We start from the raw sequence: 10,891 nt of genomic DNA on the forward strand, positions 1-10,891 counted from the left end.
TAACGTTTGATAATTTTTGAATATCTTTGAATTTCATCCAAGGATTATCCCTTGAATTAAATAATTTTGCTGATTAATTTAAGATCAAATAAATTGTACGTTTTTTGATTTATGACGGAAGTCTATTATAAAGCATCACCTTATTCAAGCGAACAATATAATGCAGAAATTAACTTGCCTGATAATCATTGGCTAAGTGTAAGTGTATATGCAGATAGGCATTATAATGGCGATTTATCAACGAAATTAATCAATTCAACGTTGGATACAAAAATAACATCAAAAAAACATTTAGAGGAATTCAATTTTAGGGATATATATTTGCCTAGTGATGAGTATGAATATGGTCTACAGAAATATATTCCTCATCCTAAATGGGTGAAACGAAATAAGGAATTAATAGCTATAAATACGGGGTCTAATGCTTTATACGATATAGATGATTTATATGTTGAAAAAAATGAAAAAGGAAAGGTACTTACCTTAATTACATGTGGAGATTCCGAAAATCCAATAGCACGTGAATGTAAACAGGAATTTGTTTTGAAGCCTGAAATGAGAGCTCGTGTTACTACTATATTTCAAAGTGTTCATTTGCAGGATTGGAAAATCATTCAATTAAAAGCAAAAAAAGTCGTACAGGGTTTTATTGTCGAACCTAATAATTATAACGGTGTATAACATGACAGCTATAAACATACTTAGGATAATCTGATCATCAATTCAATTTTTAATATCTTATATGTCTTTATCTAAGTGACTTCAAATTATTTTAAATCAGTAAGAAAAAGGGAGATTCACTCCCTTTTCAATCATTTTTCTTTCGGTTCAGGCGGTGTCATACCAAACTGTAAATATGCCATATTGGTGGCAATACGACCACGGGCTGTCCGCATCACATAACCTTGTTGAATCAAATACGGTTCAATCACGTCCTCTAATGTACCTGAGTCTTCAGCCATTGCAGCTGCCAAAGCTTCTACACCACCAGGGCCGCCATCAAAACGTTCAAGTAACATACTCAAATAACGACGGTCTAAAGTGTCTAAACCATCTTTATCGACATTGAGCATATCGAGTGCACGCTGAGCCATATCTTGTGTCACTTCACCAGTACCTTTGACTTGTGCATAGTCACGAACTCGACGTAGTAAGCGGTTGGCGATACGCGGCGTACCACGTGAACGACGTGCAATTTCTGCTGAACCTTCACGTGTAATAGGTACATCCATCAAATTGGCAGAACGAGTCACAATATGCGTCAAGTCAGCGACGGAATAGAATTCAAGGCGTTGCACGATGCCAAAACGGTCACGTAAAGGAGAGGTGAGGAGTCCAGCACGTGTGGTTGCGGCAACTAAAGTAAAAGGGGGTAAGTCGAGCTTAATTGAACGCGCTGCAGGACCTTCACCAATCATAATGTCGAGTTGGTAGTCTTCCATGGCAGGGTAAAGAATTTCTTCAATCACGGGGGAAAGACGGTGAATTTCGTCGATGAATAGCACATCACCTTCTTCAAGGTTGGTCAGCATGGCTGCCAAATCCCCAGCCCGTTCTAGTACGGGGCCTGAAGTCGACTTGAGGTTTCCACCCATTTCACGCGCAATAATATTGGCAAGTGTGGTTTTACCTAGTCCCGGTGGACCAAAAATTAAGGTGTGATCGAGTGCTTCACCACGACCACGGGCTGCGCCAATAAAAATTTCCATTTGCTCACGAACCACGGGCTGACCGATGTAGTCATCGAGTGAGGTCGGGCGGATAGCGCGGTCGATATGATCTTCGGGTTTTTCGGAACCACCGATGAGACGGTCTTGCATATATTATTTAAACTTTAGGTGAATATGCTTTGTAGCAAAATGTCAGAAAAGAAAGTATATACCTTGGCGGAGTCTTTCCATTTTCAAGCGAAACTCAGGAATAACCTGCGGTTCGCCTTACTTTTGTTTTGCAAAATGAGAAGCAATGCTTCGCAAGAAAACCACTTGCGGTGCAATGCACCTCATCGCAAAACTCATCGAATGAAAGTTCTTATCGACTATATCGCAGAAACATTGATCTGCAAATGTCTCCTGACTCGAACAGTTGCCAATGACACTTACGTGTATCAAATGTCGTCTTGATTGAGATGCTTTATTTATTCATCGATTTGAGTGCAGCACGGATGATGTCGCTTGCTTCAGTGAAATCACCTTTTGCTGCATTGACCAATTTCTGTGCTTCTAAAGGTTTATACCCTAAAGATTGTAAGGCCGCTTCAGCTTCTGCCACGGCAGAGTTACCTGTGAACTGAATTTGTTCAACGGTTGAGTTGCTTGGTGCTGTACCTGAAGACATCGCTTTAAAGCGATCACGTAGTTCAATCATGAGGCGTTCAGCGGTTTTTTTACCCACACCAGGTACTTTAACCAGTGTATTAATATCTTCATGCTCAACAGTATGAATCAGCATATCGACACTAAGCGTGGATAAGATACCTAAAGCCATTTTAGGGCCGACACCGTTGACCTTTAATAGGGTGCGAAAAATGATTTTTTCTTGTTGATGTAGAAAACCATAGAGCAGTTGAGCATCTTCACGCACGGCAAGGTGCGTCCATAAGGTAATGTTCTGGCCTTTTTGTAGTTGGCAGAAGGTTGTCAGTGGTGTATCAATTTCATAACCGACACCATTTACATTTAAAAGTACGGTGGGTGCTTCTAGTGCGAAGACTTCACCAATAAGACATCCGATCATGTTGTGTGATTCACTTTTTTATCAATGGTTGCATAGTAGTGAGCATTGCGCAGAAAGGCAAAAGGCTCACGGAAAATTGAGTTCGGATTGATGGCTTTATCATCAAACTGGATGTTGATGACACATTTAAATCAATCCTGCCTTATTGCCTTGTAACTCTTGAGACAAGTTGTACGCTTGGTGGTCTGAAAACTTAGAAATAATATCTAAGACCTGCATGATATTTTCATAGTGGTTACTGCCAAAGTGCGCACCAGAACGACATAAAATAGCCATTAAGCGTTGTTCTTTAAAACTCAATGTTTTATGCGGTGTAGTGAGTGGAATAAAGGCATCTAAAATATTTTGCAAACTTTGATGGGCAATAATTTCCAAACCCGCTTTTTGCGGGTGTTCAAATATTTTATCACGTGCTAAATCCTTCGCACGGTTAATGCCTAACTCAATATCAGCAGCGCAATATTGCAGTAAGCTACCAGCCAGTTGTCCGCTTAATATTTCAAAATGATGCTTAGCAAAAGCCGATGTGACTTCTTCAACCAGACGTTTCATCACTCGTCCACGCAGGGCCGCAATTTTTTGCTGCCAAGTCGTATCTGGCATCGACAGTTCAGTTGGTGCGCTGTATTCACCCAGCAAGCTTAAAAAAATCGGTTCGACTTCTTTATAAGACAACATGTTTAAAATAATGCCATCTTCAAGGTCAATCAGGGCGTAGCAAATATCATCTGCTGCTTCAAGTAAATAAGTCAGTGGATGACGACAATAATGATATTCACCCAGTTGAATCAGTCCGAGTTGCTCTGCAATTTGTTGCAGGATTTCTTTTTCTGCCTGATAGCAGCCAAATTTGGCACGTTTACTGGCAGGGGTATTGCCTTGTGATTCGATGGTTTTCGATAGCCACGGATATTTTAAATAAGCCCCAAGTGTTGCATAGGTCAGACGCATGCCTCCATCATTAGGATGATAGTCAATTTTAGTCAGTAAGCGTAGACCTTGGGCATTACCTTCAAACTGACGCACATCGGCTTGTTCTTCTGGGGAAAGTTTCTCTAAAAAGTTGCCATGTGATGCATCGTCAAACCATTCACGAATGGCATATTCACCCGCATGACCAAACGGTGGGTTCCCAATATCATGTGCTAAACAAGCCGCTTGAATAATGGCTCCAACATCGGCAGGAGAAATCCAAATTGGCAGTTCGTCCTTGATCTTTTCCGCTGCGAGCATGCCAAGAGAGCGTCCAATGCAGGAGACTTCGAGCGAATGCGTTAAACGAGTATGAATGCCATCGTGTTGAGTCAGTGGATGGACTTGGGTTTTTCGGTTCAGTTGGCGAAAACTTTGGGAAAAAATAATTCGATCATAATCTTTGTGAAATGGGCTACGTGCCAATTCGGTATTTTGTTTTTTACTTCCAATACGAACTGTTGAGAGCAGTTCCAACCAACGCATTTGCATCATTTATCGTTATTCAGTGAGTTATTGGCTTCATCATGCCAAAAAAGTGTGACGAGCTCTAGAGGGCTGCGACATAAGTTGTCTTTTAATTTATGCAGTATGAAGTTCTCATCAATAGAACATCTTAAAGCAGTCATGTATGTTCTCAAGGAGGCTATCAACTTCTTTATTTGTAGCCTGAGTATCAATTGAAAATGGCTTTTAGAACCCAACAAAAGCCCAAAAGTCGGGCATCTTTGAAATTTATCCCTTAAAACATTTGTTACTAATCATGTTTGATTTTTAAAGTCAAAGTAAATTGATCTTTTAAAACAAAGAAATCTCACTTTTTTAAGTCGTAGACGACTAGCTGATTTTGGGAATACACAGTAGAATATGCGCTCTCTTCAAGTCACATTGAGGTAGGTTGTCTAGACCTGCCCGTGGAGCCAAAAACAGCATGTTTATCGTTGCCGGTGCACCTGCACACTCTTCTTTTAAGCAAACACAACTTTTAACACGTCTATCGTCTATCAGTTCTGTTCAATCAATAGAAAGCCAATGGGTTTACCTTTTCGACCAAGCGCTCGACGAGCAACAACAGCAATCTGCTTTGCAGCTATTAAATGATGGCGCAACCTTCCAAGTTCGCGAAGCGACAAGTGATGAAGTTCAAGTCCTTGTGACGCCACGTGTAGGGACAATCTCGCCGTGGTCATCAAAGGCAACGGATATTTTTGCTAACTGTAATACCCCGATACACCGCTTAGAACGCGGTGTTTTGTTTACTTTAAAAGGTATTTCTGAAGTATCGGATGCAGTAAAACAAGTTTTACATGACCGTATGACTGAAAGTGTGTTCAATCAAATTGAAGACGCTGCTGCATTGTTCTCTGAAACGGCTCCAAAGCCTTTAAATGCAATCGACATTTTAGGTCAGGGTAAAGATGCTTTAGTAAAAGCGAACTCTGAGTTTGGTTTTGCACTCTCTGATGAAGAAATTGATTATTTAGTTGCTGCTTTTAACAAGCTCGGTCGTAATCCGCACGATATTGAACTGATGATGTTTGCTCAGGCAAACTCAGAACACTGTCGTCATAAAATCTTTGGTTCTGAATGGACGATTGACGGTGAAAAACAGCCATTGTCATTGTTCCAAATGATTAAAAATACTTATAAAGAATCACCGACAGATGTATTGTCAGCATATAAAGACAATGCTTCGGTGATCGTTGGTTTTGATACTCAGCGTTTCTATCCAAAGAAAGATGAAGCGACTGGTCACCACGTTTATAAATACAAGAGTCAAGCCGCTCACATCTTGATGAAAGTGGAAACGCATAACCACCCAACAGCGATTGCGCCATTTGCGGGTGCTGCGACTGGTTCGGGCGGTGAAATCCGTGATGAAGGTGCAACAGGTCGTGGTGGTAAACCAAAAGCAGGTTTAACTGGCTTTACGGTTTCTAACTTGAACATTCCAGGTTTTGAACAACCTTGGGAAGAAAATTACGGCAAACCATCTCGTATGGCATCTCCACTTCAAATTATGATTGAAGGCCCATTGGGTGGTGCTGCGTTCAACAACGAATTTGGTCGTCCTGCTTTAAATGGTTACTTCCGTACATTCGAACAAAATGTAAATGGTGATGTGAAAGGTTTCCACAAACCAATCATGATCGCAGGTGGTTACGGTAACATCCGTCCAGATCATGTTGAAAAAGATGCGATTCAACCGGGTGACTTGCTGATTGTTCTTGGTGGCCCTGCAATGCTGATCGGTCTTGGTGGCGGTGCAGCATCTTCTGTAGACAGCGGTAAACTCGGTGAAAACCTAGATTTCGCTTCTGTACAGCGTGAAAACCCTGAAATGGAACGCCGCTGCCAAGAAGTCATCGATGCCTGCTGGCGCATGGAAGACTTCAACCCAATCGTGTCTGTGCATGACGTGGGTGCAGGTGGTATTTCAAATGCAATGCCTGAGTTGGTGAATGACCACGAACTGGGTGCGATTCTTGATTTACGTAAGATTCCATCACTTGAGCCGGGCATGTCTCCAATGGAGATCTGGTCAAACGAAGCGCAAGAGCGTTATGTGTTGGCGATTCGTCCAAGTTCTTTAGAATTATTTGAATCATTATGTGCACGCGAACGTTGTCCGTTTGCCGTTTTAGGCGAAGCAACTGAAGCGCGTCAATTGACGGTGAACGATCCATTGTTTGATAACAAAGCCGTGGATATGCCAATGCAAGTCATGCTAGGTGGCACACCTCGTATGAGCCGTTCGTATGAAACGATTGAACGTCAAGGCGACGACTTTAATGCATCTAAAGTTACAGATTTGAAAGATGCGATTTACCGTGTACTTAAAAACCCAACGGTTGCATCGAAATCATTCTTGATCACCATTGGTGACCGTTCAATTACAGGTATGGTTGCACGTGATCAGTTTGTAGGTCGTTGGCAGGTTCCTGTTGCAGATGCAGCAGTAACCACAACAAGCTTACAAGGCTATACAGGTGAAGCCATGGCGATGGGTGAACGTCCACCTGTTGCCTTGTTAAATCCTGCGGCATCTGCACGTTTATCGGTTGCAGAGTCGATTTCAAATATTATGTCTGCAAAAATCGACCAGATCAGTGACATTAAATTGTCTGCAAACTGGATGGCGGCTGCAGGGCAGAAAGGTGAAGACCAAGCTTTATTCGAAGGTGTAAAAGCCATCGGTATGGAAATGTGTCCAGCTTTGGGTATTGCAATTCCAGTGGGTAAAGACTCATTGTCAATGCGTACGACTTGGAATGATGAAGGCGAAGACAAATCGGTGACTTCACCGATGTCAGGAGTCATCACAGCCTTTGCACCAGTGACGGATGTGCGTAAAACCTTAACGCCTGAATTGAAAAATGAAGAATCAGTATTGGTGCGTATTGATCTTTCTAAAGGTCAGTTCCGTCTCGGTGGTTCTATCCTTGCTCAGGTCTATAAAGCCCTTGGTTCAGTGACACCTGATGTAGATAGTTTTGACGACTTCAAAGCATTCTTTGCCTTGGTTCAAGACTGGAACAACCGCGGCTTAATTAAGGCTTACCACGACATCGGTGATGGTGGTTTGCTTGCAACTGTTGCGGAAATGATGTTTGCAGCACGTCTCGGTGTCGCTTTAGAAGATCAATCAACTGAAAGCCTATTTGCAGAAGAAATTGGTGCAGTGCTTCAAATCAGTGCGTCTGATTGGGCAACACTTGCAGAAGAAGTTGCGGCATCGACATTACGTGATGCCATTGCGGTTATTGGTACGGTAAACAATACAGATCAATTGACTGTAAATGGTTTAGTGCTAGAGCGTGCAGATTTGCAAGTGGCGTGGACTGAAGTATCACATCAGATCCAACGTCTACGTGATAACGTGGAAACAGCGGATCAAGAATTTGCATTGATCACGGACAAATCACATGCAGGTATTATTGCAAAACCTACATTTGATTTGAATGAGCCAATCGAAGCGCCGTACATCAACGAACGTCGTCCAAACATGGTGATCTTACGTGAACAAGGCGTAAATGGTCATGTTGAAATGGCTGCGGCATTCGACAAAGTTGGTTTCAACACTGTAGACGTGCACATGAGCGACTTACTTGCAGGTCGTATCAGCCTAGATGACTTTGAAGGTCTTGTGGCATGTGGTGGTTTCTCTTACGGTGACGTCATGGGTGCAGGTGGTGGCTGGGCGAAATCAGTTTTATTCAACCCGAAACTTCGTGACCAATTTGAAAAATTCTTCAACCGTGATGAGACTTTCTCTCTTGGTATTTGCAACGGCTGTCAAATGTTGTCGCAATTGGCGCCACTGATTCCAGGTGCTGAAGCTTGGCCGCGTTTCCACCGCAACACTTCTGAGATGTTTGAAGCGCGTGCGGTAAACGTTCGTGTTGAAAAATCAAACTCTGTATTGTTAGAAGGTATGGAAGGTTCAATCCTGCCTATCGCAGTTGCACATGGTGAAGGTCGTGTGGTGACCAGTGCGGATAACTTGGCTGCATTAAATGCAGGTAATCAAGTGATCTTGCGTTATGTTGATAGCCAAGGGAACCCAACTCAACACTATCCAATGAATCCAAATGGTTCGCCAGAAGCGATTTCAGGTGTTACATCGAAAGATGGTCGTGCAACAATTATGATGCCGCACCCTGAACGTAACTTCCGTGCTGTACAGCATTCTTGGAAGCCTGAAGAGTGGACTGAAGACGGTGCATGGTTACGTATGTTCCGCAATGCACGTAAGTTCATTGGTTGATTAATAATAAAAAAGGGCTTGTAGAATTGTTATATTCTACAAGCCCTTTATTTATTTAGTTGTATAAAATAAGCGCAGTATATTTGGGTAATGAAAATGGCAAATAATCGAATAAATTATACACTTGAAGACCATGTTAATGATTGGGTTAAGGTGCAATTCGATAGATTAAAGCTGAAAAATCAAAAAGATTATCATACTGAATCTGCAATACCCGAGTATTTGAAAGAAGCTCTAAAAGGGCGAGCAAAAACTGAAAATAAAACCAATTTTGGTAAACCCGATTTTAGTTTAACCAAGTATCAAATTCCTATCGTCATTGAAAATAAACTTGGTGTTAAAAAACTGATTGCTGAAACAAAAGATAGTATTAAATTTGATGACAAGTCTATTAAAGACTATGCTGTGAATGGTGCATTATACTATGCAACAGGTATGATTGCTTCGGCTAAGTATCATGAAGTGATTGCGATTGGTATTTCAGGAGATTGTGCGGAAACGGTTAAAATTCAAGCCTATTATGTTTATGGTTCGGGTGAACATTCTTTTAAGTTACTTGATAATGTAACAACTTTAGATTTTTTGGAAAATAATAAAACTTTCGATGAATTTTATAAAGATGCTGTTTTAACTGAACAAGAAAAGCATGAAATTTTAATTAGTTCACAAGCACAGTTACAACGTTATGCAAAAAGTTTAAATAAACTGATGCACAATCTTAATATTACTGCCCCACAACGTGTACTTTATGTATCAGGTATGTTGTTATCTATGCAACCTGTTGTAGATATACACAATACAAAAATTCAAGATGGTTTAATGCCTGAAGATTTAAAGGGTATTCAAACTGAATCTAAACGTGATGGTGTGCAAATTGTTAATCAAATCAAAGAATTTTTAAATGCTCGTGATATTCCATTAGATAAACAAAATCTGATGTTAGCCAGCTTTTCTGAAATTTCAAAAGATGCCCAGCGTGATGAAAAAACCCAATTAGATAAAGAAGTTGCAAAATTAATAGATGGTGAAGCCAGTACCAATAAACAAATTTTCACTTTTATTTATCATAATATTTTCCTGTCTATTGATGCGATGGCAGGGCATCTAGATATTATGGGTGAAATGTATTCAGAATTTTTGAAATATGCACTTGGTGATGGTAAAGAAATTGGGATTGTATTGACACCGCCCTATATTACCAAAATGATGGCAACGATTTTAGATGTCAATCAAGATTCAAAGGTGATGGACTTAGCAACAGGTTCAGCAGGTTTCTTAATTTCAGCTATGGAAATGATGATTCAAGATGCTGAAAATACTTTTGGTAAGAAAACTACATCTGCAGAAGATAAAATTCATATCATAAAAACCAAGCAATTATTGGGTGTAGAACTTAATGCGGAAATGTATACCTTAGCTGCAACCAATATGATTTTGCGTGGTGATGGTAGTTCTAATATTCAAAAAGGGAATACCTTTAGGACACCAGAAGAACTTTATACTCATTTTAAAGCAGATAAATTGTTGTTAAATCCGCCATTTAGCTATGAAGAAAATGGTATGCCATTTATTGCTTTTGGTTTGGATAAAATGGAAAAAGGTGGTTTAGCTGCGATTATTATTCAAGATTCAGCAGGTTCAGGTAAAGCAGTAAAAACCAACCAAGCGATATTGAAAAAGCACACATTAATTGCCAGTATTAAAATGCCAACGGATTTATTTCAGCCCATGGCAGGTGTGCAAACCAGTATTTATGTTTTTGAAGCAGGCAAAAAGCACGACTTTAAAAAGACAGTGAAGTTTATCGACTTTAGAAATGATGGTTATAAGCGCACCAGTCGAGCTTTACAAGAACTTGATGAACCGACCAAACGCTATAATGACATTATTGATATTTATAAAGCAGGCAGTAAAGCCAAAGTTGAAGCAGATTGGAATTTAGATACGGTTTTTGTGGAAGATTTTATTGGCGAATCGGGTGCAGACTGGAATTTTGACCAACACAAACAGATTGATACTAAGCCAACTTTTGACGATTTTAGAAAGACGGTTGCAGATTATCTGTCTTGGGAAGTTGAGCAACTAATAAAAGGTGAGGGTGGACTGGGAAAGTAGATCGCCATTCAATGCAAAAACAACTAGAACAGTTGGAACAAGATTTTAGCATTGAGTGGCAAGAATATAAAATTGGAAATTTGTTTGATATTATTAAACGAGGAAAACGTTTAAAATCAACTGATAGAATTTTAGGTGCAATACCATTTATTACGGCAGGAGTTGGAGAACAAGGGCAGAGTAAAACTTGAAGTGCGACATAAACCACCTAATTAATTTAAAGGGTTTATGGAGTATATAAAATTGTCATACCATCATCTTAACTTTGAAGATCGTACTGCATTAATGCTTGAGTCAAGA

At 40.4% G+C, this 10,891-nt stretch carries 7 protein-coding genes; 4 read left to right on the forward strand and 3 right to left on the reverse strand.

Translation table 11 applies throughout. From position 1 onward, the window contains the following. Nucleotides 1-111 precede the first annotated feature (111 nt). Nucleotides 112-681 (forward strand): hypothetical protein, encoded by a 570-nt coding sequence (locus HYI04_RS16100; protein WP_256733023.1) that lies wholly within the window; start codon nucleotides 112-114, stop codon nucleotides 679-681. 131 nt (nucleotides 682-812) lie between these two features. Here the strand turns inward: HYI04_RS16100 and ruvB are convergent, their stop codons facing one another. The 3 genes from ruvB to HYI04_RS16115 all read right to left on the reverse strand — a co-directional run bounded on the left by ruvB (nucleotide 813) and on the right by HYI04_RS16115 (nucleotide 4,203). Beyond that, nucleotides 813-1,820 carry a Holliday junction branch migration DNA helicase RuvB gene (gene ruvB, locus HYI04_RS16105; RefSeq protein ID WP_178896380.1) on the reverse strand — a complete coding sequence of 336 codons (1,008 nt, stop codon included), beginning with the start codon at nucleotides 1,818-1,820 and terminating at the stop codon, nucleotides 813-815. A gap of 313 nt (nucleotides 1,821-2,133) precedes the next feature. Next, complete coding sequence (gene ruvA, locus HYI04_RS16110; RefSeq protein WP_058869334.1) at nucleotides 2,134-2,736, reverse strand: Holliday junction branch migration protein RuvA; 603 nt, start codon at nucleotides 2,734-2,736, stop codon at nucleotides 2,134-2,136. A 126-nt stretch (nucleotides 2,737-2,862) separates the two neighbouring features. Continuing rightward, entirely contained in the window at nucleotides 2,863-4,203 is a 1,341-nt protein-coding gene (locus HYI04_RS16115) for a deoxyguanosinetriphosphate triphosphohydrolase (RefSeq protein ID WP_178896381.1), read from the reverse strand. A 436-nt stretch (nucleotides 4,204-4,639) separates the two neighbouring features. Here HYI04_RS16115 and purL point away from each other — a divergent pair, with 436 nt between their 5' ends. The 3 genes from purL to HYI04_RS16130 all read left to right on the forward strand — a co-directional run bounded on the left by purL (nucleotide 4,640) and on the right by HYI04_RS16130 (nucleotide 10,782). Beyond that, complete coding sequence (gene purL, locus HYI04_RS16120) at nucleotides 4,640-8,476, forward strand: phosphoribosylformylglycinamidine synthase (protein ID WP_178896382.1); 3,837 nt, start codon at nucleotides 4,640-4,642, stop codon at nucleotides 8,474-8,476. A 96-nt stretch (nucleotides 8,477-8,572) separates the two neighbouring features. Next, nucleotides 8,573-10,591, forward strand: a complete 2,019-nt coding sequence (locus HYI04_RS16125) for a class I SAM-dependent DNA methyltransferase (protein WP_213070279.1) — start codon at nucleotides 8,573-8,575, stop codon at nucleotides 10,589-10,591. Nucleotides 10,592-10,602: 11 nt separating this feature from the next. Beyond that, nucleotides 10,603-10,782, forward strand: coding sequence for a hypothetical protein (locus HYI04_RS16130; RefSeq protein ID WP_178896383.1), 180 nt, complete (start codon nucleotides 10,603-10,605; stop codon nucleotides 10,780-10,782). The last annotated feature ends 109 nt before the right edge of the window (nucleotides 10,783-10,891 follow it).

The organism is Acinetobacter sp. SwsAc2 (genome assembly GCF_013391465.1).
Taxonomy (GTDB): Bacteria; Pseudomonadota; Gammaproteobacteria; order Pseudomonadales; family Moraxellaceae; genus Acinetobacter; species Acinetobacter johnsonii.